We start from the raw sequence: 25,681 nt of genomic DNA on the forward strand, positions 1-25,681 counted from the left end.
CACCGTGAAGAAATTCAGTTTCAGCCTGGAAAAGGTTCTGGAACTCAAAGCTTACCGGGAGCGGGAATCGGAAATCGAACTGGGCCGGGCCATTGGCGCCCTTACTGCGGTAGAGCAGGAGATTCAGGATGTCGCGAAAAAACGGGTGGAAGCGGCATCCCTGCGGTTCCTTCCCGGCCGGAAATCGGCGGAAATCTACAATACGGATCTCTATATAATAAGGCTCGACAAACTCAAGGATAAACTCTTCGAGGATGCCGCCAAGGCGGAACTGGTGGTGGCTGCGGCCCGGGAGAAATACATCGAAGCATCCCGGGAGCGCAAGGTCCTCGACAAGCTCAGGGAAAAACGGCTGCAGGAATACAAAAAGAACCTTATGAATGAGGAAATAAAGGAACTTGACGATATCTCCAACGGCCGCCAGGCACGGCAGAGTATCCTCGGCGGCTCCTAGGATAAAACATTTTTCCGGTTGTTTTTCTTTTCCCGTATTTTATTCAGCGCCAGTTCAATTATTTTTTCCGAGTAGGATCCATCCTGATCAGAGTAGGGCAGTTCCGTATTCATCGCTATTCCATAGCTGAACGCCGGATCAAAGGGCCACTCCTCTTTTTTCCCTTTTGCCTTTAAATTGTTCAGGGCCTGCTGAATTTTGTATTCCGACTGTATGTTAGTGCAGGAGGGCAGGGCGATCACAAAATCACGTTCTCCGTACCGTCCGATAATATCATAGGATCTGAAGGTATTCATCAAAGTACTTACGGTTCCGCTCAGATAATCATCTCCTATAGGATTACCGCGGTCTTTCCTTATCTGGTCCAGCTTGTCGAGTTCAACGTAGCAGATACTGACGATAATGTTTGACTTCTCAGCTTTGTAGCACAGGGAATTGATCATCTCGGAGAGGGTGCTTTTGTTCAGTGCCGACGCGAACATATCCATCGAAGCAAACAGGTTTAGTTTGTCCTGATACTGCCGCATTTGGGTAATATCCATGGAATACCGGAGATGGGCTTTTTTTCCCTGCCATGGTATTATGCTGTCATATACCCGGAAGTACCGTCCCGTATTCTCATCAAAGGATTCGTTAACCACAACTTTATCGGAACCGCCGTCAACCAATTCATCCTCATGACAGCTGGCGCACTTTTCTTTTCTGCCATGGAAAACCGAATGGCATGGTTCGTTGGCGGGATTTTCCGCATGGTAGTATTCCTTCATCATATCATTCATAAAAAGAATCCGGTGATCCTCAATATCCGAAACATACACCAGGGTGTCCAGCTGGTTCAGAATGATTTCGAGAATTTCGTTGGTCCGGACAATCTCCTTCCGCAGGGAAGAACGTTTGATAGTGCCGGCAATCAGAACCGCGATGTGGTAGAGAAGCTGCACCTCTTCCGGTTTCCATTCGCGGTATTTTCTTATCCGCTCACTGATGAGGAAAAAGCCCGATATCCGGTTGTTCTCCCAGAAAGGCAGCGCAATTAGGGCGTTGACATCAAAAAACTTGAGGCTTTCCTGTATCTCCGGATCCAGGAGGGACATATCGGAAGCCAGGATGATACCGTTTGAAATCAGCAGTTCCATGAAAATAAAATTGAGTTTTTCATCCAGAACGCTTTCGGTCTTCAGCGGTATGCCCTCCGCATACCATTCATATACGTCGTTCTCTTCACCTTCCTGGTTAAAGCGGAAAACCATGGCGTGGCTGATACGCAGTTTCTCCCCGATGAGTCCGAGTACCTGGCTGATCGCATCGGGCACATCCTCGGCGCTGTTCAGGACTGACATCGCGTGGTTAATGAGTTTGTAAAAATTTGAAGGCAGCGCGTAACCGCCCCCGGGTTTATTAAGATTGTCGAGATTTATGGGATCGTATGTTTTGACGGGAAAAACATTGACCGAGTTCGAGAAGTTGCCCAGGAGCGCCTGCAGCTCCACGGCCGGCAGCGGTTTGGAGAACAGGAAACCCTGGAAGAAGTCAACTTCGTTCTCGAGCAGGATCTGCATCTGGTTCGTGTTCTCAATGCCCTCCGCGATCACTTTGAAACCGGCCCCGTGGGCAAAATCAACCATCACCCGGATTACGTGGCGAAGATACTCGTCATTCTCAACGTTTTTCACAAATGATTGGTCGAGTTTGATGGTGTTCACCGGAAGGGTGTTGAGTTTTGAGAATGAAGCGTACCCTGTTCCGAAGTCGTCCAGCGAAAGGCTTATCCCCGCCTGTCTGAAACTGTCGAGTATGGCAATCGTTCTCTCATTAAAGTTTACCTCCGCGCTTTCGGTTATTTCGAGGCTCAGTTTTTCCGGGGGATAGTTGTATTTCCGCAGCAGCGCCACAACTTTGTCGCAGAGATCGTAATCATTCAGCTGGATCGGTGAAAGGTTGACATCAAGGATAAACCGGTCCAGCGTGTCCAGTCCCCAGTTCTTGGTGTTTTTTATCGCTTCCTCAAGCACCCATTGGTCAATCATCCCGACCAGTCCCAGCTTTTCCGCTTCGGGGATAAAAACCGCCGGAGATACGGGGCCGAATTCCGGGCTGACCCACCGGCACAGGGATTCCATGCTTGTCCATGTTCCGGTCACCGGATCCGCAATGGGCTGGTAATACACCGAAAAACCCTGCATGTTGTCGAGGACGGAATTTTTAAGACTCAGCTCGAGACGCAGATGTTCGTTGAACGCCGCGTTTGCTTCGTCGTTGTAAATCAGGATGCCGTCTTTTTTCCGGGCCATGTCGATAACCCGTTCAACCGTTGTCAGCAGTTCATCAAAATCCTTGAATTCCTGGCGGCAGGGGATTATCCCCATGGTTATGCCGATAAAAACCGTATGGGTCGTACTCCCCATCCATATTTCCCATGGGTTATTAAACCGCTCCCAGATTATCCGCGCTATTTTTATAATTTCGGGTTCCGAATAATCCTGCAGGAACACGGCGAAGCCGTCACTCTCAATCCGGTACAGGTTGATGCCGTAGTAGGGGAGCCTGAATATCCAGTTCTTTATTTCGTCCAGCAGGATGTCGCCCGCTTCCCGGTTGTATGCCTCGTTTATCTTCCGCAGTTCATTGAGATCAAAGCAGATCAGAAATGAGTTCTTCGAAATGTAATTTTTTATATCCCGGGCCAGAAAGAAACCATTGGGAATTTTCATCCGCTGGTCGTAATAGGCGGTATAGGATAATTTGTCCTGGAGCTGTTTCCGTTCGGTTATGTCATAGAAACTAACAATATGGCACAGCCGGCCGTCGACCCAGTGGAGAACCCGGCTGTTAACCTGCAGCCATTTGTCGGAATTGCTGAGCTTGAGTTCCCAGTCAAGGTTTTTTGTCATTTCCGAAGTGTCCATGAGCAGCTTTTCCTTAGGACAGAACGGACAGGGTTCATTGAAGCCGAGCAGTTTATAGCAGGTGGCGCCTTTTAAATCATCCACGGTGCTGTCCACCGATTCGGCGAAATACTTGTTGCACAGCAGCATTTCGTAGGTGTTAAAATCGACTAAGTAAATTCCGACGCCCGATATATCAATGAAGTTGTTCATCGTCTCAATGGTTGACTTGAGATGAGTTGAGAGCATATTGAGGCTTCGGTTTTTATGTTCAAGATCCTTGGATTTGTTCCGGGCCCGGATAAGGACATTGGAGATGATATTCAGGGAATTATAAATTGTCTGTATTTCCGATTCCGTTACCGTCGGGGCTGTTTTTATTTCTTCCCATATGTCGGTATACGCTGTACCCAGTACGTCTTTGTGCTCCAGGATCGCGTCGGTATTGGTGGTTTCCGTTTTTACCTGGCTGATATACCAGCATCCCGTGTAAACATTCTTGTTGATAATAGGGATGCAGATATCCGCAAGATCCGTAACGGCGTGTTTTTTTATGCAGGAGCCAAGGGATGTACGGACAACCTGCATGGTGTTCTGCTTAAAATCTATATACAGTTTCTGAAAATCCTGGTTTTCAAGAACATCATGCATCCTGGAAGGTACGGCGCCTTTGGTAACTTCGTGGTCGTCTGCGTCCAAAACAAAAACAGGAGCTTTAATAAGGGCAGAAAAAATATCCTGTACAGTCTGCAGGAGTGTCAGGTCAATAACATCGTTAAAATCAACCAAGGCTTTACTCATTTTAAGTCCCCTCTGCTCAATTATGCACAACTCTGATCTTCAGCCTTACTATAAGGGACGGGGTAAATCCTCCGTCCTGTTTTTTTGTATCTCGGTTTTTTTTAAAGTCCCGTTTTGTTCCGCCGCCGGATGTTTATTGAAAGCTTTCAATAAGCATCCGGGGTAACTGATTCCGGGTGATTACTCCTATGCTGGTTTTCTTTTCTGTTTACGATCAGTCATTTTGCCGTAAACAGCCGCAGTTTCATTTTATCAATGTTTTTATATATTCAATTTTTTAATTAGATCCTATTGTCTTATATATTTAGTAATATTTCAAATGTTTTTTTTCTTTTTTTATCTTGTAGACCTCCCTGATCTACTATAAGATATGTCTATAGCCGAAAAAACTCTCTTTAGTTGTCAAAGAGTGAAAAAGGGAACCGAAAATGGTCATTGATTTTTTCAGGTCAGCCTTGCTGGAAATTGATGTACAGAATGATTTTTGCCCTGCCTATACAAATGCCGGAGGAGTCCGTTTCCCCGAAGGAACCCTTGCCGTAAAAGACGGCGGGGCAGTGGTAGCGCCGCTTAATAGGTTTGCGGAAAAGCTGAATTACGCCGGCGGAAAAGTCGTCGCCACCCAGGATTGGCATCCGCTGGGCCATGTTTCCTTTGCTTCTTCCCATCCCGGAATGAAAATTCATGATGTAATTACCGTTCCCATAGATATATCCGGAGATTCCGGGAAAAAAACGGAAGCGTCCCTTACGGGGATTCCGCTGCCGTCTGCGGTGGAGCAGGTGCTGTGGCCCGATCACTGCGTTCAGGGGAGCGCCGGCGCGCAGCTCCACGGCGGGCTGAATTTAAATTTTGTTAACTGTATAATCCGTAAAGGATCTTCCAAAGAGATCGATTCCTATTCCGCTTTTTTCGAGAATGACCGCCGGACCTCCACAGGGCTGGAAGGGTACCTGCGGGATCTCGATATCGGAACGGTTTTTCTCGGCGGACTGGCAACGGATTACTGTGTTTTTTACAGCGCCATGGACGCGGTGCGGCTCGGTTTCGTGACGGTGGTCCTCACGGACGCTGTCCGGGGTGTGGGTAGTCCCGAGGGTTCCGTGGAAAAGGCCTTTGACGTTATGCGGTCCGCGGGGATCAGTTTTATGGATTCCAAGGAGATACGGTGAAACAGTCCGCTTTATTGAGCGATTTTTACGCGCTTACAATGGCCCAGGGATACTGGCTTAGGGATTACAGGCAGGAAGCGGTCTTCGAAATGTTTTTCCGCCGCCAGCCTTTCGGCGGCGGCTTTTCGGTTTTTGCCGGCCTGGAAACGCTGCTGGAAAAAATACGCGCCACCGGGTTTTACCCGGAAGACATAGCGTACCTGGATAATCTCGGAATCTTTGATAAACGGTTCCTGGACTATTTAAGCGCTTTCAAATTCACCGGTAAGATCTGGTCCATGGATGAAGGTACGGTTATCTTTCCCCAGGAACCGATTATCCGGGTACAGGGAACGCTTATCGAATGCCAGATTATCGAGAGCCTGCTCCTCAACACGGTTAACTTCCAGAGTCTGATCGCGACAAAAGCGGCCAGGGTCTGGCTTGCTTCGGGCAAAGGCCGGGTTATGGAGTTCGGTCTCCGCCGGGCGCAGGGACCGGACGGCGCGCTTTCTGCATCCCGGGCCGCTTTTATCGGCGGGGCGGAAAGCACCTCCAATGTTCTCGCGGGCAAAACATTCGGCATACCGGTAATGGGGACCATGGCGCATTCCTGGGTAATGTCCTATCCCGGGGAAGAAGAGGCGTTCCAGGCGTACGCCGATATTTATCCCAATCATCCTGTCTTCTTAATCGACACCTACGATACCCTGAGAAGCGGTATCCAGAATGCCGCCGCGGTGGGGCGGCGTCTTGCCGCTCAGGGCCGCACCTTTGGGGTGCGGCTCGATTCCGGGGACATTCACTATTTGTCTATGGAAGTACGGAAATTTCTGGATGCCCAGGGGCTTACGGACGCGACGATTACCGTTTCCAATGACCTGGATGAATCCATAATTCAGACTCTGACAAACGCCGGAGCCCCGATAAATACCTGGGGGGTGGGAACACAGCTGGTTACCGGCGGTTCCGATGCCGCCTTTACCGGGGTTTACAAGCTGGCGGCGAAACAGGATGCCGGCGGATCCTTCCAGCCGGTGATGAAGTTTTCCGACCATCCCGAAAAAACTACGAACCCCGGGATCAAGCAGGTATGGCGCCTGGTGGACGCAAACGGTAACGCCGTGGCGGACATATTGTCCCTGGATGATCCCGCGGACCCCGGTGACGCGGTTGTTCCCGGAAACCGGTACGCATTCTGGCATCCCTCCGCGGATTACCGCCATTTTTACCACGATGTCACGGCGGCGGAGCCCATGCTTAAACTCCGCATGGACCGCGGGGAACTGTTGTGCTCCGAAACTCCTCTGGCGGAGATACAGAAAAAAGTAAAAGCGGGACTGGAAATCTTTGACAGCAGCTACAAGCGTATGCTCAATCCCCATATCTATAAAGTTTCCGTCACGGCTAGGCTGAGAGACCTTAAGCTGGACCTGATAAAGAACCACCTCGGGGATCTGTAGAAAGCAGGCCCGCATGCGTGTTTTTGCGGCACTGCCCATTCCCGATGACACCCGCCGCGGTCTTACGGATTTTCTCTCAAGTCTCAGACGGAACCATCCGGATTTCCGGTGGGTTTCTCCGGAAAACCTGCATATTACCCTCGCTTTTTTAGGTGAACTGGATACGTTCGGGCTGTCCCTGGTTGAAGCCGCCGTATCCGCCCTGGCCGCGGACGCATCGCCGCCGGCAATTCAATTCCTGGGGCTGAAAACCTTTCCCGCAAAACGGGAGCCTTCCGTTCTGGCGGTGGAAATCGGAAAGGGGGCAGATGAACTGGCGGATTTGGCGGCGGATCTTGAATCGCGTCTCGCCCGGGCGGGAGCCGCCGCGGGATATTCCTTCCGGGCCGCGCCGGAAAGACGCTTTACACCCCATGTCACCGTAGCCCGCCGGGGCCGGTCCCGGCTGCTGCTTTCTCCTGATGATACGGATCGTATCTTTTCAGGCGAAGCGCTGCTGGGGCGTGTCTGCGTGTTCAGCTCCGAACTCCGCCGGCGCGGCGCGGTATACACCGAGCTGACCGGCTGCGTCTTTACGGGAACGGGAGATACTCTTCCCTGATGTTGGTCATTGCCCTGAAAAGATTCCGTTTCCCTTCCTCGGTATTGCCGCAGAGGCAGTGCATGCGCCGCTGAAATTCCTTCCGTTCGCGGTCGGCTCCGTAGTCACAGGTGCATGTGTGGGCGGTCCATCCCATGGACCCGGCGAAGGAACGGATTGATTCCTCCTGCACCAGCGCAAGGGGGCGGATAATTTCAACGGGATATTTCCGGTATTTCATCCGCGGCACCATGGTGGCGGTTTCCCCTTTTTTGACCATGTTCATAAGCAGGGTGGTGAGGATATCATCGAGGTGGTGTCCCAGGGCTATTTTATTAAACCCCTTTGAAAGGGTGTAACTGATCAGTTCCCCTCTCCGCTGGGTAGCGCACCAATAGCAGTTCATGCTTTTTCCCGGTTTGAGGCGGCCGATAATCGGTATGCTTACGATTTCCAGGGGGATGTCCAGTGTTTTGTAGAGAGAAACCAGCGCTTCCAGCGCCGGTCCGTGCACACCTCCGCCGGGAACATCACCGGAGATATGGACTCCCCGCAGTTCGAAATTTCCGGCATTCCATTTGCGCCTCCGGGAAAGCGCCCATGCGAGAACCGCCGAATCCTTGCCCCCGGAAGCGCCGATCAGGATGCGGTCACTTTCATTGATGAGTGAATAATCGTGAATCGCTTTGGCTATGAGTTTTTCAACGCCGCTTAATGCCATATAGTGTGATTGTACCTTCCGGAAGCCGGCCTGTACAAGGCGCTGTCCCGGGGTCCCCGCAGTATATCGTATCCGGCACAGAAGCATGGGGATACCCGGTCCGAGGGTCCCGCCGGGGTGCTATGGCAACCGGGACCAGGCAGTTCCGGCAGCAATTCGTCCGGACCAGGAGTGGGGGTAGCGTAAGACTTGCCACCTGTGGCGTCAAGTCTTTCAGGAGTTTTGCTCCGAAAAACTCCACACTTACTGCGGCAAGGCTGAAGCCAGGGGGAGCAGCCCTCCTGATCGGGCAGCACCGAGCCGGTTGAGCCTGGAATCATCCGGGCTGCAATAGTAACAACGGGTGGCGTACAAAAATGGGGAATGGGCGACTTTCGAGGCCGCAGGCCGCTGAGGAGCCATTCCCCATTTTTGTACGACAGGCCCCGAAGCACTGGTTAAACACGGATGATTCCAGGCTTGTCAGACTCGGTGCTCCCCCATTTTCATTGACCACAATCCCCGAATTGCGGTATTCTATAGCCACAGCATGAATGATAAAATCCCCGATTTGTACAGCCTTATTGAACAGATGCCCCCTGAATCAGCGGCGTGGGGGCTGCTGGATGCCTTTGACGCCGTAAGCAACGGCCTCGAAAATCCCGAAGCCCTGGCCGCCATGGACCATGTGCGGGATCCCCGCCTGGAATCCTGGAAACATCTGGTTCGCGCCATACAGGCGATGTACCGGGATGATCCCGCAGGATGCCGGGACACCCTGGATGCTCTTGCGGATGACGCTCCGCCGGGGGTTCTTAAACCCCTTTTCCGGTCATGGATGGCAGCCCGGGGCGGCGGCGGCGGAACCTCCCGGGAACTTGCCTCGGCGCCCGTGCCGGTCCGGAACCTATACCGGAAACTGCTCATCACGCCCCATCCGGTTACGGTTCTGGCGGAGCAGGCGGAAGAGGCCTTCCGCCATAACATGACCGATTACTTTGAGCGGCTTGTCTGTGAAGTTTTCCGGAAACTCCGGGAACAGCACCGCTGCGACGGCCCGCTTCTGGCGGTCCGGTACGCCCAATACTGCCTTTCCCTTCTGAATGACCAGGGGTACAGCGGAACAGATTTTTTCCCGCTGCTGCTCCGGGCTTTGGGGGAAGCCGACGGCCTCTGTGTCTTCGGTTTTGCCCTCATCGGCCGGGACAATGAAGCGGCGGTCCGGGCGCTCCGGGGCGCGCTGGACGCGGGGGATGGAGAATTCCTTGACAGCGCAATGGCCGCCGTTATTGCCGATGCGGTTTCCGCTCTCGGCGGCCGGACCGATTCCCCCGGCGGATACCGGGCCGCAGTTATGCCGAGACAGCGGGAAACGGTGTATTCCGGCCAGCTCGAACTTTTTTAAGGAATCCTCATGGTTGATAAAGAAACCTTGCTTGAAAATCTGAATAACAATTCCGTGGGGAAGAGTGACAGTTACCGGGAAGCCCTTTCCCGGCTGGCTTCGGCCTTGGCCGTTCCTGTCTCCCTTTCCGGGCTGGAAGATGAACTTCCGCCGACCCTCCGGTACGTCGGTCCCGGCGCGTGGATGGAAACAATTATTGATTCCCATGATTCCCGGCCGCAGAAGTAACCACCGGGCTGACCGTTTTGTTTTGGCTATTTTAGGAAAATAGGATATATTTGTAGAAGGCCGGATTGTATGGCTGCGCCTGCCGTCCGCCGCGATTCACCGCAGAAAGCGAGGTATTCATGAATGAGATACAGATATCTTTTCCCAATGGCACCAGTGTTCACTGCCCAATCGGGACACGGGCTGATGAGCTTGTAGATAATTTATCCCCCCTGCATGAGGAACTCGCGGCGGTCAAGGTAAACAATGAAATTGTTCCGCTTTCCAGCCGGATCGAAATCAACGCCGCCATGGAACCGGTGCTTATGGACATGCCCGACGGTGTTATGATTTACCGCCGTTCCCTGGCGTTTCTCCTTGCGGTTGCCGCCCGGGACCTTTTTCCCGACCGGAGTATCTATGTGGGACATTCCCTGGGGAACAGCTATTATTATACCTTTGCCAATGACAGAAAACCCAGTCCGGAGGAGATAAAAGCCCTGGAGAGCCAGATGAAAAAACTTGTGGAAGAAGACCTTCCTATCGAGTTTTCATACATGGCCTACAGCGAAGCCCTGGAGCTTTTCAAAAAAAACAACCAGACCGATACCGCCTTTCTGCTTGAACAGCGGAGCGATTCAAAAATTCCCGTAAACCGGTGCCGGGATTTCGTTGACCTGTATATTGAACCTCTGGTTCCCCGGACCGGAATCCTCCGGGCCTTTGAGCTGATGGATTACAAAGACGGATTCCTTCTCCGGTTTCCGGGGTTCGGCCAGGGAACGGTCGGACCCTTTGAAGACAGCGAAAAGATTTTCTCCGTCTACAATGAGTATAAGAAGTGGGGAAGGATTATCGGCGTTCATGCCGTGGGTCACCTCAACAAACTGGTGTCCGACCGCACTATCCGGGACTATATCCGCATAGCCGAAGCGTTCCAGTCCAAGAAGATGGCGGAAATCGCCGACCGGATTTACGAGCGCCGGGATTCGGTCAGGGTGGTGCTCATTGCCGGCCCGTCAAGTTCCGGAAAAACCACCAGCGCTAAACGGCTCGCGATCCAGCTCAAGGTTATGGGAATTGAACCTATCATGGTGGGGCTGGATGATTACTACCTTGGACCCGAAGACGCGCCCAAGGATGAAAACGGTGAACCTGACCTGGAATGCCTGGAAGCGCTGGATGTTCCCTATCTGAACGAGCAGCTCCTTGCCCTGTTCCGGGGAGATGAGGTGGAAATTCCCAGCTTTGATTTTAAAATCGGAAAGCGCAGGGAGTCCGGCGGAAAGAAGATACGTCTTGAACGGCGGAGTATGCTTATCCTCGAGGGGATCCACGGTCTCAATGATGCCCTGACGCCCGAGATAGACCGGGATAAAAAATTCACACTGTATGTTTCCGCCCTTACCCAGCTCAATCTTGATGACCATAACCGTATCCCCACCAGTGACAACCGGCTCCTCCGCCGGATGGTCCGGGATTACCAGTTCCGGGGAAACAACGCCGCCCAAACCATACGTATGTGGCCCAGTGTTCAGCGGGGAGAGCGGCGCCACATTTTTCCGTTCCAGAACGGCGCCGATGTGGCTTTCAACTCCGCCCTGGATTACGAGCTGGCGGTTCTGAAATTTTACGCTGAACCGCTGCTGCGGTCGGTAAAACCCAATATGGCGGAATATTCCGAAGCGGTCCGGCTTCTGTCGTTCCTTGAGAACTTCGCGCCCATACCGCCGCAGTACGTTCCGGGAAACAGTATCCTCCGGGAATTTATCGGCGAAAGCGAATTCAAATACTAAGCCGCTGATAATGGCGCCGGTTCCCGCGGCCGGCGCCGAAACCGCAGTCTTTGTTTCGATGTATTAATTAATTCTTAATAAAACTCATCTAAAAATAACGGACTACCAAAAAGCAGCGGCCGTTATAAAAAAATAATTTGACAGACCTTTCTCCTGTCGTGTAAAAATTCTGGTAACGAAAAAAAATCTTAATCAAAGGTTTGGAACATTATTATGCGGATCAGATATTACACTATGGTATATTATTCATTGGACTATATATTAAAAATAATAAAAAAAGCTTGCCAATTTAATTTATCCGACACATAATAATTCACGATCAGACATTCGGGAATTGATTATCATGGGAGTACATCATGAAGTTGCGTATGCCGATTGGCGTTAAAGTCGCCACCTATGTAGGTTCCATTGTCGTATTGATACTTCTTGCCATTTTTATTGTGGTGGTAAAAGAAGTTGATATGTACCTGACCGCTTCCGTTAATTCCAACAGTATTCAAATCGCCAACGCCCGTTCGGATGAAATTGAAATGTTCATCCAGCAGCACCGTCAGATGGTCAAGGCGCTGGCGGATCAGGATTATATCAGAGCCTGTTCCGAGACTGAACTTGAATACTACGCACAGGAAATGATCGGCAAAATGGGGCCCGCCGTTTCCCATGCCTATGTCGTATGGCCTGACGGCCGTGCTACGACGCAGCCGCAGCAGTACGTAATGGTTCCCGACAGGCCTTATTATATCGCGATCTTCCGGGAGGGCAGGGATAATTACATGAGCAATCCGCAGATTTCCCGCAACAGCGGGAATGCGGTAATAACCATGGTGCAGTCCGTGGATGATCCCGCGGGAAATGCCAAAGCCGCTCTGGCCTTTGAAATTACCCTTGAACAGCTTTCAAAAACCGTTTCCGGCATTGATATCGGCAAAACGAGTTACGGCTGGGTTGTTGACAGCACCGGCCTCGTGATGGCGTCAAAAATTGAAGATGCCATCATGAAAGTAAATATAACCGAAGGGGATGAAATGCACGGGTACCGGGGTATGACCGTCCTGTCACGCACAATCCTGAGCAGTGAAAACACTATCGGTGAATACAAGGGATTTGACGGAACCGATTATACGCTTTTTTCCTCCGAAATATCCCCGGAGTACAAATGGCGTCTCGGTCTCGTCATTGCCACGGAAGAACTCCGGGCTCCCCAGAACAGGCTGAATTTAATTCTCGGCATCATTATGGGCGTATCCATACTGATTTCCATAGGGTTGTCGGTCCTTCTGGGGATGTGGATTTCCCGGCCTATAAAAAATCTTGCCGCGGAGTTCGCGCACCTTGCCCAGGGTGAGGCGGATCTGACCCACCGTCTCGAAATAAAAAGAACCGATGAAATCGGTGAACTGGGAGCCAATTTCAATAATTTTATCGGGAAACTCTCGGCTATTATTATGGACATCAAGCTGGTGCAGGACCGGATAAAAATCAGCAGCCAGAAACTCGGAGCCGATTCCCAGCAAACCACGGTGGAAATGAAACAGATATCGGATCTCGTTGACTCAATTCAGAACCGTTTGGGGCAGCAGGATTCCAATATCCATGATTCTTCCGCCGCGGTAAATCAATCGAGTCAGGGCGTATACAAGCTTGATGAGCTTATCGCCGATCAGGCGGCGAGTATTTCGGAAGCTTCCGCGTCGATTGAGGAAATGGTGAGCAGTATCAGTTCCGTTACCGCCTCGGCGGAACATATTGCCGATGAATTCCAGCACCTGCTGGTTTCTTCGGACAAAGGTTTGGCTATTCAGAATGCGTCGAAGGAAAAAATAAACAATATTGCCTCCCAGTCGGAAGGCCTCATGGAGGCGAATGCCGCCATAGGAGCCATAGCCGCCCAGACAAATCTGCTGGCCATGAACGCGGCCATCGAGGCCGCCCACGCGGGCGAGGCCGGAAAAGGTTTCGCGGTGGTGGCGGATGAAATCCGGCGTCTGGCGGAAACCTCCAGTGAACAGTCCAAGACCATCGGGGCTAAGCTGAAATCCGTACAGGAAAGTATCGATGAAGTTGTCCGTGCCACCGATGAATCCGAAAAAGCTTTTGAGTCTTTGAGCCGAAAGGTAGGCGCCACCGATTCTTTGGTATCCGAAGTAAAGTCGGCCATGATTGAACAGCGGGAAGGGTCCCGGAATATTCTTGACGCAATTAAACACATGAATGAGATAACATCCAAAGTAAAAGCCAGTTCTTCCGAAATGAACGAGGGAAACAGGATTATTGTGGAATCAATGGAAAAGCTTACCCTGGCTTCCAAGGAAATTTTCTCTAATTCCAGGGAAATCGTAAGCGAAGTCGACAGTGTGGAAGCCATGGTGAAGGAGATATCCGATATTGCCGTGGAAAACGATTCCCTCGTAAACCGGATGGAGGACGGTATCGGCCGCTTTACTGTCTGAGTGTTACTGGCTCCGGTCGATTAAAACCGCGGAGCCGGTTCCCGATTTTATTATCTCTATCCGGCTGGGTATTCTGTTGCGCATTTCCGCCACATGGGAAATGAGGCCGACCATCCGGTGTTCCCGGAGTTCATCCAGTATAACCAGGGCTTTATCGAGGCTTGCCTCGTCGAGACTGCCGAATCCTTCGTCAATAAACACCGCATCCAGCCGTACTCCGCCGGATCGCGCCTGAATCGAGTCGGCAAGGCCCAGGGCGAGGCTTATAGAGGCCATAAAACTTTCGCCCCCCGAAAGGGTGGCGCAGGGGCGGGTCTTGCCGGTATACGCGTCAAAGACCGCCAGATCGAGTCCCGCCCTGCCGCGGGATTCACCCTCGCTGTCAAGAAGCAGTGAATACCGTGATTCGCTCATCCGTTCCAGTCTGCGGGTCGCGTACGCGGCGACCTCACTGAGGTACCGGCCAAGGAGCCAGGAATCGAAGGCCTTTCTTTTTGGGTTTTTCCCGTACAGATCGTCCGCAAGACTGTTTACGCGGCCCGCTTTTTCGGACAGCTCCCTATGGCGCTGTTCCGCTTCCCGGAGCTGGGCTTCATCCCGCTCAAGGGCGCTGAGCTCCAGCGCCGCCTGGGTTCTCAGCCGGGCCGCTTCTTCCTGTGCCGTTTTTGCTGAACCGAGCTTCTCCGCCAGTTCCGCGGCGGATCCTTGGGTACCGTATTCTTTTTTTTCTTCGTTTAAAACGCCGATACTGAGCTCAAGTTCCTGTATAAGCGATCCGATGCGGGACCGCCGCTCCTTCCAGTCCGCCACCGCGGCTTCCATGGCTGTTTCCTCTTCCTGCCCAAGGAGCGCCTGCTGCAGTTCTCCGGTATCCGCGAAGGGTGACGCCGCTACCGCTTTTTCCAGTTCTTTTTTCGCTGCGTTGTACTGGTTTTCCGACGCTTCGTTTTTTTTCCGGAGGGATTCCTCTTTTGCCCCGGCTGCGGCCAGCCGCTGTCCTGCCTGCTCCCGGATCAAACGGAGTTCTCTCAGCTGTTTTTCCTGCCGTTCAGCCGATTCAGTGACCAGGGCAAGGGCTTCCCGGATATCCGAGGCGGCCCATTGGGCGGCAATGGCACTGTGTTTGGATTGCTTTTCCTGGACCGACGCTTCCAGGGTCCGGCTTCTTTCGCGGTATTCCGCAAGGCTGGTATCCGTATTCCCCTGTTCAAGGAGAAGGCTGTTCCGGTCCTTCAGCAGAGCCGTTATGCGGCCGCCGGCTTTCCGGGATTCCTCCCGGAGCCCCACAATGGCGTTGAGTTCCCGTATCTGTATTTCAAGGAGCCGGGAAAGTTCCTCCATCGGGGGAATGGTATCAAAGAAATCAGCAGCGTGGGGAACTGCCTTCATCTCCGCAAGCAGGGCGTCCCTGCGGGATTCTGTACGGCGGAGTTCCTGATGTTTTGATTTTAGTTCCGCACGGAACGCCGCCAGATCCTGCTCCGCCTTCTGGTATGTGCGTCCTAAGGCCTCAATGCGCTCGGCAATCCCAAAATCCTGTGCCGCGGCGGCGGCGGGGTTCGGGTGATCCAGGGCGCCGCATACCGGACATGGTGTCCCCGGCTTCAGTTCCGCCGCCAGTACAGCCGCCAGTCCGGCCTTTTCGGTATTTTCTTTTTGGGCTTTTAAATTTTCGTGTTCTTTTTTCAGAACCGGAATATCCCGATCCAGATTTTCTATTTCCTTTTCGAGTCCGGAGATCCGTTCCGTTATTGACTGCTCTTCCCGGCGGATGTTTTCATACTCACCGCTGAACCGTTTTATATTCAGGAATGTGTCTTTTTTGTTTCTTGCGGTCTCCCACTGCGATTCAATGCTGTCGGCCTGGGCGGCGCTTTTTTCGAGTTCTTCAATTTCAGTATTAATTGCGTTCCAGCTGTTCTGCAGTGTTTCTTTTTTCTGTTCCAGTTCAATAAGCAATCCGTCATACCGCTGTTTTTCACGGATAGTCTTTTCAAGTTCCGCTTCTTCGGCGCAGAGCGCAGCCAGGTTCGTCTGTCTCTCCCGCAGGGTGAACAGTTCCGCTTCGGCGGATTCTTCTTCTTTTACACGGGACAGCATCCGGCGGTGCTCTTCTTCCGCTGCGTTTTTTTCTTCCACCGCCAGCTTGAGATCATTCCCGGATTCTGTGAGAGCTTTCCGCAGTTCCGCTTCCATTACGAGGAAATGTTTCAGCGGGTGGGCACGCCGGGACTTCGCCAGAAGTGTTTCCTGTTCCTCAGCGGCGGGCCCCTCATTTTCAATTTTTCGCTGATCCTCCAGGGCCGTCCCGAGACGCTGGAGCAGATTTTCTTCACGCTCCGCGATATCCACGGAACGCTGCAGGCGGGTTATTTCCTCTCCCAATGTCTGGTGCCTCTGCACCGCTTCGTCAAGGGTACGGGTTTTTTCCATGCGCGCGGTTTCACAGAATTCAAAGGAGACCCGCTTAGAAATTTCCTGGAGATTGTATTCAGCCTCGGTGAGCTGGGCTTTTGAATCCTTCGCTTTTGCCTGCACCTGGTCACGGATTTTCAGAGCCGATTCCACGGGAAAGAGTTTTCCCAGGACTTCCCGGCGTTTATTGGTATTCTGCCTGAGAAATTCGGCGAACTCTCCCTGGGGAAGAAGTACAATTCGGAAGAATTCATCCGCCGATAAACCGATAAGCTCCTTTATTTTATAATCCGCTTCGGATTTTTTCGAGTTGAGGCTTATCAGGTTTCCGTTCCGTACTTCATAGAGAACAGCGGTCTCATCGATCACCGTCATGCCGGTTCCGCGTTTTTTAAGTTTTTCCTGTTTCGGGCTCCGGTCCACACGGTACCGGCTGTTACCGATGGAGAATTCCAGTGAAACTGAACAGGTGTCACCTTCGGCGGTGTAGTCACTCCGTATCCGGTGTACGTGATCCCGCCTGCTGCCGGGCAGTACTCCGTACAAGGCAAAACAGATGGCATCAAATACGGTGGTTTTTCCCGATCCTGTTCTTCCGGTTATCAGAAAAATATCATCCAGGGAATCGAAGTCTATCTCTGTTCTGCCGGTGAAGGGGCCGATATTTTCCAGGACCAGTTTATGAGGTCTCATCGTTCAGCTCCTCGGCAAAGTCCCTGAAGAGGCTTTCCTTTTCCGGATCGCCCTGTCCGTAGATATCTTCGAGAAATGCCCTGAAGTCGTCGAGGATATCCGTTTTTTCACCGCCGGACGCGGAAACGGTACTGTTCACCGCTTCGGGTTTCGAGTAATACGCGGTGAAGGCCTCTCCCTGCTTAACCGACATGATATAGGGAAACCGGGGCCGCAGGAGCGCCAGTGGATTTTCCACCAGGCGCCGGTCCGTAAGGGATATTTCCAGATAATCGTTTTTGTATTGTTCAAAGGCGCCGCCGGTATCTTTGTAAAAATAATCAAAAGTTCCCGATAGAGAAGTGAGTTTCCGCAGGGGGCTCACCGGGATCGGGGTTACGGTCACCTGACTTTTTCGGGGCGGGCCTTCGCTGCCCTGGTCTTTACCGTCACGGCCGAAAAGTTCCCCTGTTTCAGGTTTGCCGGTCTTCTGGGTGTTTTTGAGTTCCGCCGAAAGGAACACCTTGTCCCGGTTTGTTTCGCCGAAGGAATACACCAGGGGACTCCCGGAATACCAGGTATTGGGAGCGGCCTGCTGGCTGCGGTGGAGATGGCCCAGGGCAACGTAGTCGAAGGTTTTAAACAGGTTGACGTCAACCTGCTCGGCGGTACCGAGAAAGATTCGTTCGGAATCCGATTCAACCCCTCCCAGGGTAAAGAGATGGCCCGCGAGAACTGCCCATTGGACCCCCGAATCCCGGACTTTTCGGACCGCTTCTTCCAGCCTGAGGGAAGCTTCCTCCGCTAATTTTGCCTGGGAGCGGATCGGAACCGGAGCGGAAACATCTTCAGCTCCTTCCTGGCCTTCCTGCCGGGCACGTTCGGGGCTGAGGCTTCCCGGGGTGAGGAAGGGGAGCAGAAAAACGGCGCACCGTTCGCCGCCGGCATCGATAATAACCGGTTCAGCGGAAGCTTCGGGGTCGGCGTTAATGTGCACCCCCAGCTTGCTGAAAAGTTCCGTTCCAAACCCAAGTCTCGCCGCGGAGTCGTGGTTTCCCGGAATGATAAAAACCGGGAGCAGGGGAAACCTCCGGCGGATATTGCCGAGAAATTCCCCGAAAAGAGTCACCGCCTCCGGAGACGGAATAGAACGGTCATAGATATCCCCGGCTATGATAAGCCCGTCGTGGGGATCTTCTGCAAGGATATCGGTAAGCTGGTTAAGGATATACCGCTGATCTTCAATGAGGGATCGTTCATGGAATAATCTTCCCAGATGCAGATCCGCGGTATGGAGCAGTTTCATTATTCTATGCTAGGCGACTCTGGATCGAGGGTCAAGGCCCAAAACGCGACACGAGGGACTCGAACCCCCTACCTACTGCTTAGAAGGCAGTTGCTCTATCCAGGTGAGCTAGTGTCGCAGTCTGTCTATTTGAACCCGGGACCGTGTTTCTTGTCAAGTAGTGTTTTGTAATTAGGCTGTTTTTACCGTTTTTTTGCGGAAAAAGCTCTGGAAAAACCTACATTTTTGTAGTAAATTCACGGTATGACCAATACCATCGGACCGGAAGATCCCGGTCAAACCAGGAGCCTTGATGAACTGGAACTTCTCCTCGACATAGCCAGAACCCTGGATAAACACGTGGAACTGCGTTCTTCCCTGGGGCCGCTCCTGAGTCTAATCGAGCTGAGGGCCGGGCTGCACTGGGGCATGGTCACGCTTCTGAACCGGAAAACGGGATTGCTGAAAATTGAGGAAGCCTACGGCCTGACCGCCGAGGAAAAAGACCGGGGTGTGTACCGGCTGGGGGAAGGCCTGGTAGGCCGGGTTTTTGAAAGCGGGAATTCGGTAATTGTTCCAGACCTGTCCAAGGATTCGCGGTTTCTCAACCGGGCCAAAAGCCGGTCCGCGAAGGATCTCGCGGGGCTTACCTATTACTGTGTCCCCATCCGTTCGGGCGGCGGTGTAATCGGAACCCTCAGCGCGGAACGGCGTGTGGAATCCGATGATCCCGAAGGCCGGCGGGAACGGGATATCCGTCTGCTTGAACAAATTTCCACGATAATCGCCGATTCCGCAAAGCTCCGGGAACGGATACTGGAAGAACAGTTCCTTCTGCGGCAGAGCGGGATTATACCAAGGGATGATAACCGGAATATAAACCGGGGCGGGGTGATCGCCGAGGGTAGTTCCATTATCGGAACAAGCAAAGCAATGCGGAGCGCCTATGAAATGCTTGTCCAGGTCGCGCCCAGCGATGCGACGGTCCTTATTTCAGGGGAAAGCGGAACGGGAAAAGAATTGTTTGCGGCGGAAATCCACCGGCTATCCCGCCGTTCCGGGAACGTTTTCGTCAGAATAAACTGCGCGGCCCTGCCGGAATCGGTTATAGAGAGCGAGCTTTTCGGGCATGAAAAAGGAGCATTCACCGGAGCGGTGGCCCAGCGCAAGGGCCGGTTTGAACTTGCCCACGGCGGAACTCTGTTCCTGGATGAAATCGGAGATCTGAGTCCTCAGGTGCAGGTCAAACTGCTCCGGGTGCTGCAGGAACGGGAAATCGAGCGGGTAGGGGGAACCGGTCCCGTAAAGGTTGATGTCCGCCTGATTGCGGCAAGCAACAGGAACCTTGAGGAGGACGCCGCTTCGGGAAAATTCCGGGAGGACCTCTTCTACCGGCTGAATGTTTTTCCGATTCACGCGCCGCCGCTTCGGGAACGCAGGAGCGATATTATCCTGCTGGCGGATCACTTCGCCGAGAAATACGCTGAGAAAAACGGCAAAGCGATAAAACGTATTTCCACGCCGGCGATCGATCTGCTTACCAGTTATTCCTGGCCGGGCAATGTCCGGGAGCTCGAAAACTGCATCGAACGGGCCGTGATCCTGTCGGCCGACATGGTGATCCATTCCCATAATCTGCCGCCGAGCCTGCAGTCGGCTGAGTCGACCAATACCGAACCGACCACTACTCTGGACGCCGCTCTTTCCCGCCTGGAAAAAGAACTTATAGTGGAAGCCCTCAAGATGAGCGGGGGGAATATGGCCGCCGCCGCCCGGCATCTGGGTATTACCGAACGGCAGATGGGGCTTCGGGTACACCACTACGGTATCAACTGGCGTCTGTACCGTATTACCAAAATGTAGTTATTGCATTAAAAAGTTACATTTTCGTATGATTTTAATTATCCAACCGTTTTAAATTTTAACCAATTATCCGCATTTATTTCCGGTATTCTATGGATACACGTATTCGTCCGCCGCTATTTTGTAAAAAAATACAGAAAAATTGTATAAAAATGCATAATTGGCATGAAAATTGCATAATCACAGATAACCAACGTAGGAGGACAGAAATATGCGGAAAAAAATCTTTGCGGTACTGATACTCATTCTGGGCTGCGGTGCTGCCGCGGGAGCTCAGGAAAGTATCGAATCCCTGGCCGGAGCCATGGATCTGATGTGGCTTTTTATTGGCGCCATCCTGGTGTTTATAATGCAGGCCGGATTCGCGCTGGTGGAAACGGGACTCACCAGAGCCAAAAACGCAACCAACATCATCATGAAAAACCTGATGGATTTTGCCTTCGGTTCGATTGTCTACTGGATGGTGGGATGGGGGCTGATGTACGGATCCGATAAATTCGGTCTTATCGGTACTTCGGAATTCTTTAAAGGCCCCATGGGTGATCCGGCGTTCTACCGGGACTGGTTTTTCCAGGTTGTGTTCGCCGCCACCGCCGCCACCATTGTTTCGGGAGCCATGGCGGAACGGACCCAGTTTAAATCGTACCTGATTTACACGGTGTTTATCTCAGCCGTTATTTATCCGATTTCCGGCCACTGGATCTGGGGAGGCGGCTGGCTCGCGGATCTCGGGTTCCATGATTTCGCGGGCTCCACGGTGGTACATTCCGTAGGCGGATGGGCCGCCCTGGCGGGCGCGGCTATTCTCGGTCCCCGGCAGGGGAAATACGTGAAAGGCGCTGACGGCAAAGTAAGTGTCCGGGCATTCCCGGGACATAACATTCCCTTTGCCTGCCTTGGCGTTTTGCTGCTCTGGTTCGGCTGGTACGGTTTTAACTCCGCGTCCACCCTGTCGGCTCTGAGTCCCGATATTGCCCGGATTGCCGCCGTAACAACCCTCGGAGCCGCCGGCGGTACTGCGGCGGCCATGGCCGTATCATGGATCTGGTTCAAAAAACCCGACGCGTCCATGACCATGAACGGCGCGCTGGCCGGCCTGGTGGCTATTACAGCCCCCTGCAGTATCGTGTCGCCGGGAGCGGCCCTGGTTATCGGGCTCATTGCCGGAATTCTCGTGGTGCTGTCGGTTGAATTCATAGATAAGGTGCTCAAGGTGGATGATCCCGTGGGCGCGTCGTCGGTTCACCTGGTCTGCGGGATTTTCGGAACCCTGGCGGTGGGGATCTGGGGAAACGCGGAAGGCACCGCCCTGGGGCTGCTTCACGGCGGCGGATTTACACAGCTGGGAATACAGGCTGCCGGCATACTGGCTGTGGGCGGGTGGGCTGTTATAACCAGCGGACTCCTCTTCCTGGCAATCAAGGCCGTATTCGGGCTGCGGGTAAGTCCTAAGGAAGAGCTTATGGGGCTCGACATTACAGAGCACGGCAATGAAGCCTATAACGGCTTCCAGATCTTCTCCAATATGTAGGAAGGTACACAAATATGAAACTAATAGTTGCGTACATTCAGCCCCATATGCTGAATGAAGTCAAACGGGAACTGTACAAGGCTGAGGTCTACAAGATCTCAGTGACCAATTCCATGGGCTGCGGCCAGCAGAAGGGGTATACCGAACAGTACCGGGGTGTGGAAATTGAGGTTAATCTCCTTAAGAAAGTCCGGATTGAAATTGTCGTGAATGAGGAATTTGTCAGTCCCACGGTGAACGCCATTATTCAGGGGGCACGGACCGGCGAAATCGGTGACGGAAAAATATTTATCCTGCCTATAGAGGACTGTATCCGTATCCGGACCGGAGAGACCGGCAGTTCCGCGGTTGGATAATATTCTTACGGAGGATATGACATTCATGTAGGAAATATTTATAAAGTTACATAAATGTAGGAAAAAATAACAATTAACGACTAAGGAATAACCCGGCAAAGAACGGATACGGTTTAGATTTTCCATAAGTTTAATTATTATCAGCAATTAAACTGCATCTGTTTTTTTTGCCGGATTTTAATGCATCCGGGTATATTTGGCATGAAAATTGCATAGATAAAATATATGCCTGGATTTTCGGAGGACACCATGAACAATGCCATTGATTTTACCAAAACACCGGTTACCGAAGTATACGGAAGCAACTGCTTTTCCAACGCTGTGATGCGGGAACGGCTGCCTAAAAACATTTTTAAGGAAATCCTGGCGGTCCAGGCCGGCGAAAAAGAACTGACCCTGGAAGTCGCCGAATTCGCTGCCGCGGCCATGCGGGACTGGGCGCTTTCAAAAGGCGCCACCCATTATACCCATTGGTTCCATCCTCTGACCGGTCTGACGGCGGAGAAGCATGATTCGTTTATTTCGCCCACCGCCGACGGCAGGGTGATAATGGAATTCTCCGGGAAGGAACTGATCAAAGGGGAACCGGATGCCTCCAGCTTCCCCTCGGGCGGACTCAGGGCAACCTTTGAAGCCCGGGGGTATACGGCCTGGGATGTTACGAGCCCGGCGTTTCTCAAGCAGGATCTTACGGGAACCACCTTATGCATTCCCACCGCGTTTATCAGTTACTACGGCCATGCCCTGGACAAGAAGGTGCCCCTCCTTAAGTCCCTGGACGCGCTGAGCACCGAGGCCATCCGGGTTTTAAAGGCCCTGGGCAATGAAACCTCGAAACGGGTAATAACCACGGTTGGTCCGGAACAGGAATACTTTCTGGTGGACAAGCAGTTTTACGATCAGCGCCCGGATCTGATACTTACGGGCCGGACGGTTTTCGGTTCAATGCCCGCCAAGGGACAGGAAATGGAAGACCATTATTTCGGCGCTCTCAAGGAGCGGGTTTCCATTTTTATGCGGGAACTCAACACCGAACTCTGGAAGGTCGGCGTATCCGCGAAGACCCAGCACAATGAGGTCGCCCCGAACCAGTTTGAAATAGCCCCGATTTTCACTACCGCCACGGTCGCGGTGGACGCCAACCAGATGGTGATGGAAACCATCAGGAATACCGCCCGCCGGCACGGTATGGAAGCGCTTCTCCATGAAAAACCCTTTGACGGCGTAAACGGATCGGGAAAACACAACAACTGGTCCATGGCAACCGATGATGGTGTTAACCTGCTTGAACCCGGTGAAAACCCCGAGTCCAACGCCCGGTTCCTGCTGTTTACCGCTGCTGTGGTAGAAGCCGTTGACCGGTACGCGCTGCTGCTCAGGGCTTCCGCCGCATCGGCGGGAAACGATCACCGGCTGGGAGCGAACGAGGCGCCGCCGGCTATCATTTCGATTTTTTTCGGCGGTCCGCTGACCGAGATATTCGATAATATTGCCGACAGAAAAACAGGAACAAAGACAGGGGGTGCCCACCGGATTAAATTAGGGGTCACGAGCCTTCCGACACTTCCCGTGGATGTCTCCGACCGGAACAGGACGAGTCCCTTCGCCTTTACGGGAAACAAGTTTGAATTCCGGATGGTCGGTTCCTCCCAGTCCATCGCAACACCCAACACGTATCTTAATACCGCAGTTGCCCAGGTCCTTTCGGAATTTGCTGATACACTTGAAAAGGCCAAGGACAAAAATACCGCCATCCAGGATATTATCAGGGAAAGCTACTCAAAGCACCGCCGGGTGGTCTTTAACGGGAACGGGTACTCCGAAGAATGGGTGCTGGAAGCGGAACGGCGGGGCCTTCCCAATGTCCGCAACACCGTCGATGTTCTTCCGGTGATGACCCAGAAGGATACGGTAGCTCTTTTTGAAAGCCATAAGGTTCTTACCAAGGATGAACTGGAAAGCCGGTACCATATTTATCTGGAGAAATATTCCAAGCAGATAAATATTGAAGCCGGGGTTATGATCGACATGGCCCGGCGTTCCATATTCCCCGCGGTAAGTTCTTATGCGGGGGACCTCGCCAAGGATGCCGCGGCCCTTGCTTCCATCGGCGCGGTAAGCGCTCCCCAGGAAAAGCGGGCCAAGCGGATAGCCGAGCTTTCAGCGGAGCTCTACGATGAAACGGCAAAACTGGAAAAAGTGCTTGAAGAAGCCCAGGTCGTGGAAGATGCTTTTGCCCAGGCTAAGGTATACCAGGAGAAGGTTATCCCCGTGATGGACGGAGTCCGGTCCCGGGCTGACGCGCTCGAAAAAATTGTTTCAAAATGCGCCTGGCCGTATCCGACCTATGAGGAACTGCTCTTTAAACTGTAACGGATTTCCGTTCCAAGGAATCCCGGACTGTTTTTCGGCCGTTTCGTTTTATACGATACGGCCGTTTTTTGCTTTGAAAAGTAAGGTAATTTTACTAAATTATATATAGATATGTAAAAAAGGAGTTCTTATGGCAATTACCAGAGTTTGGCTCGACGAGAGTGAAGGGGACTGCATTTCCTGCGGAACCTGTGAGGCTGTTTGTCCGGAGGTTTTTTCGATTCCCGATAAAATGGTAGTAAACGACGGAGTTGACTTCTCGCAGTACGAAGACGGTATCCGGGAGGCCATTGAAGCCTGTCCCACATCGGTAATAAAAGCCGAATAATACCCCGGGAATTTACCAGTCTATCCTGAAAAGCGAAACAACGTTTTTTCCGATTTCTTCCGCCAGGTAATCGTGGTCTGCTGATTTGAGACCGGATGCCAGGCGGTAGGTTTCGGATACCATCCCCGGCTCGGCGGCTTTTCCACGGTGGGGGACCGGAGCGAGATAGGGGCAGTCGGTTTCCAGCAGAAGCCGGTCCAGCGGAACGGCCGCCAGCGCCTCACGGATTGAGCCGGCGCTTTTGTATGTGGCATTCCCCGCAAATGAAATAAAACATCCCAGATCAAGGAATGTCTTTGCTTCTTCATATCCGTAGGAAAAGCAATGGATTACCGCTGTCACATCCCGGTGCCGGGCGAGTACCTCCGCGGTTTCTTTAGCGGAATCCCGGGAATGAATAATCACCGGGAGGCTGAGTCTGCGGGCCAGATCAAGCTGCAGTTCAAGCAGTTCTCTTTCTCCGGCGAGATCCGCACCGTTTTCCGCGGTATTCCAGTGCCGGTCGAGACCGCATTCCCCGACGGCGACTACATAGCCTTCCGGGGCTTCCCGGATATGTCCCTCCAGTTCCGCCGCGCGGCTGGCCCGTTCTTCTATTGCCTCTCCGGACGGCCAGATTCCCGCGGTAAACCGTATTTTTCCGAATTGTTTAAACGCGGCTATCCGTCCGGAAAGGTCCCCGGCTTCGGTTCCTATATCAATAATCCCCCTAAAACCTCCGGCAAAGAGCTCGGAAAGCCGCTGTTCCGCCGGAATCCCCCGGCGGGAAAGCATGGACAGGTGGGCATGGGTGTCTATTAGTCCCTTCATACTTCTTGACCTTAGCAAACTCAGTTGGTACTATGCAATGGCATATCCATCCTGCGGCAGGCTTCTTTTCGCCGGGATGGTGGAATGGTAGACACCGGGGACTTAAAATCCCCTCCCCGAAAGGGGGTACGGGTTCAAATCCCGTTCCCGGCAAGA

Annotated in this window: 18 protein-coding genes and 2 tRNA genes; 14 read left to right on the top strand and 6 right to left on the bottom strand. The window is 52.6% G+C overall.

The annotated features are described in order from the left end of the window. Window positions 1-4: 4 nt before the first annotated feature. A complete protein-coding gene (gene fliJ, locus JFL75_RS00345) occupies window positions 5-454 on the top strand; it encodes a flagellar export protein FliJ (RefSeq protein WP_215624723.1) in 450 nt (149 codons plus the stop codon). Here the strand turns inward: fliJ and JFL75_RS00350 are convergent. Beyond that, window positions 451-4,140: an EAL domain-containing protein gene (locus JFL75_RS00350; protein WP_215624724.1), complete on the bottom strand. Its 3,690-nt coding sequence runs from the start codon at window positions 4,138-4,140 to the stop codon at window positions 451-453. The genes fliJ and JFL75_RS00350 overlap by 4 nt on opposite strands. A 428-nt stretch (window positions 4,141-4,568) precedes the next feature. Here JFL75_RS00350 and JFL75_RS00355 point away from each other — a divergent pair, with 428 nt between their 5' ends. Genes JFL75_RS00355 through thpR form a run of 3 tightly spaced genes read left to right on the top strand, consistent with a single transcriptional unit; the run spans window position 4,569 to window position 7,355 of the window. Then, window positions 4,569-5,312: a nicotinamidase gene (locus JFL75_RS00355; RefSeq protein ID WP_215624725.1), complete on the top strand. Its 744-nt coding sequence runs from the start codon at window positions 4,569-4,571 to the stop codon at window positions 5,310-5,312. Further along, on the top strand, window positions 5,309-6,754 hold the full coding sequence (locus JFL75_RS00360; protein WP_215624726.1) for a nicotinate phosphoribosyltransferase: 1,446 nt from the start codon (window positions 5,309-5,311) through the stop codon (window positions 6,752-6,754). The genes JFL75_RS00355 and JFL75_RS00360 overlap by 4 nt, the downstream gene beginning before the upstream one ends. A gap of 13 nt (window positions 6,755-6,767) precedes the next feature. Beyond that, window positions 6,768-7,355, top strand: a complete 588-nt coding sequence (thpR, locus tag JFL75_RS00365) for an RNA 2',3'-cyclic phosphodiesterase (protein WP_215624727.1) — start codon at window positions 6,768-6,770, stop codon at window positions 7,353-7,355. Here thpR and JFL75_RS00370 read toward each other — a convergent pair. Then, window positions 7,327-8,055, bottom strand: coding sequence for a tRNA 2-thiocytidine biosynthesis TtcA family protein (locus tag JFL75_RS00370; RefSeq protein WP_215624728.1), 729 nt, complete (start codon window positions 8,053-8,055; stop codon window positions 7,327-7,329). The two genes, thpR and JFL75_RS00370, sit on opposite strands and share 29 nt — an antisense overlap. 529 nt (window positions 8,056-8,584) lie before the next feature. Here JFL75_RS00370 and JFL75_RS00375 point away from each other — a divergent pair. The 4 genes from JFL75_RS00375 (at window position 8,585) to JFL75_RS00390 (ending at window position 13,892) form a co-directional block, all read left to right on the top strand. Continuing rightward, window positions 8,585-9,439 carry a hypothetical protein gene (locus JFL75_RS00375; RefSeq protein ID WP_215624729.1) on the top strand — a complete coding sequence of 285 codons (855 nt, stop codon included), beginning with the start codon at window positions 8,585-8,587 and terminating at the stop codon, window positions 9,437-9,439. Between the two features lie 9 nt (window positions 9,440-9,448). Next, the gene (locus tag JFL75_RS00380) at window positions 9,449-9,667 is read left to right on the top strand and encodes a hypothetical protein (protein ID WP_215624730.1); all 219 of its coding nucleotides are present in this window, start codon (window positions 9,449-9,451) and stop codon (window positions 9,665-9,667) included. Between the two features lie 119 nt (window positions 9,668-9,786). Continuing rightward, window positions 9,787-11,442, top strand: a complete 1,656-nt coding sequence (locus tag JFL75_RS00385) for a nucleoside kinase (protein WP_215624731.1) — start codon at window positions 9,787-9,789, stop codon at window positions 11,440-11,442. 356 nt (window positions 11,443-11,798) lie between these two features. Next, entirely contained in the window at window positions 11,799-13,892 is a 2,094-nt protein-coding gene (locus tag JFL75_RS00390) for a methyl-accepting chemotaxis protein (protein WP_215624732.1), read from the top strand. 3 nt (window positions 13,893-13,895) lie between these two features. Here the strand turns inward: JFL75_RS00390 and JFL75_RS00395 are convergent, their stop codons facing one another. The 3 genes from JFL75_RS00395 to JFL75_RS00405 form a co-directional block, all read right to left on the bottom strand. Then, window positions 13,896-17,000 carry an AAA family ATPase gene (locus JFL75_RS00395; RefSeq protein WP_215624733.1) on the bottom strand — a complete coding sequence of 1,035 codons (3,105 nt, stop codon included), beginning with the start codon at window positions 16,998-17,000 and terminating at the stop codon, window positions 13,896-13,898. Beyond that, window positions 16,987-18,285, bottom strand: coding sequence for a metallophosphoesterase family protein (locus tag JFL75_RS00400; RefSeq protein WP_223292733.1), 1,299 nt, complete (start codon window positions 18,283-18,285; stop codon window positions 16,987-16,989). Before JFL75_RS00400 ends, JFL75_RS00395 begins: the two co-directional genes overlap by 14 nt. Window positions 18,286-18,329: 44 nt before the next feature. After that, window positions 18,330-18,403: transfer RNA gene (locus tag JFL75_RS00405), tRNA-Arg, on the bottom strand. A 125-nt stretch (window positions 18,404-18,528) separates the two neighbouring features. On the opposite strand from JFL75_RS00405, the gene JFL75_RS00410 reads away from it, so the two are divergent. The 5 genes from JFL75_RS00410 to JFL75_RS00430 all read left to right on the top strand — a co-directional run bounded on the left by JFL75_RS00410 (window position 18,529) and on the right by JFL75_RS00430 (window position 24,715). Beyond that, complete coding sequence (locus JFL75_RS00410) at window positions 18,529-20,127, top strand: sigma-54 interaction domain-containing protein (RefSeq protein WP_215624734.1); 1,599 nt, start codon at window positions 18,529-18,531, stop codon at window positions 20,125-20,127. Window positions 20,128-20,338: 211 nt separating this feature from the next. Further along, the gene (locus JFL75_RS00415) at window positions 20,339-21,658 is read left to right on the top strand and encodes an ammonium transporter (protein WP_215624735.1); all 1,320 of its coding nucleotides are present in this window, start codon (window positions 20,339-20,341) and stop codon (window positions 21,656-21,658) included. Window positions 21,659-21,672: 14 nt separating this feature from the next. Next, complete coding sequence (locus tag JFL75_RS00420) at window positions 21,673-22,014, top strand: P-II family nitrogen regulator (protein WP_215624736.1); 342 nt, start codon at window positions 21,673-21,675, stop codon at window positions 22,012-22,014. 249 nt (window positions 22,015-22,263) lie between these two features. Next, window positions 22,264-24,387, top strand: coding sequence for a glutamine synthetase III family protein (locus tag JFL75_RS00425; RefSeq protein WP_215624737.1), 2,124 nt, complete (start codon window positions 22,264-22,266; stop codon window positions 24,385-24,387). Window positions 24,388-24,517: 130 nt separating this feature from the next. Next, complete coding sequence (locus JFL75_RS00430; RefSeq protein WP_215624738.1) at window positions 24,518-24,715, top strand: ferredoxin; 198 nt, start codon at window positions 24,518-24,520, stop codon at window positions 24,713-24,715. Between the two features lie 12 nt (window positions 24,716-24,727). Here the strand turns inward: JFL75_RS00430 and JFL75_RS00435 are convergent, their stop codons facing one another. Next, entirely contained in the window at window positions 24,728-25,525 is a 798-nt protein-coding gene (locus tag JFL75_RS00435; protein ID WP_215624739.1) for a TatD family hydrolase, read from the bottom strand. A gap of 70 nt (window positions 25,526-25,595) precedes the next feature. Between JFL75_RS00435 and JFL75_RS00440 the strand changes: the two genes are divergently transcribed. Next, a tRNA-Leu gene (locus JFL75_RS00440) sits at window positions 25,596-25,678 on the top strand. Window positions 25,679-25,681: the final 3 nt, after the last annotated feature.

Source organism: Breznakiella homolactica (assembly GCF_016616095.2).
GTDB classification, from domain to species: domain Bacteria; phylum Spirochaetota; class Spirochaetia; order Treponematales; family Breznakiellaceae; genus Breznakiella; species Breznakiella homolactica.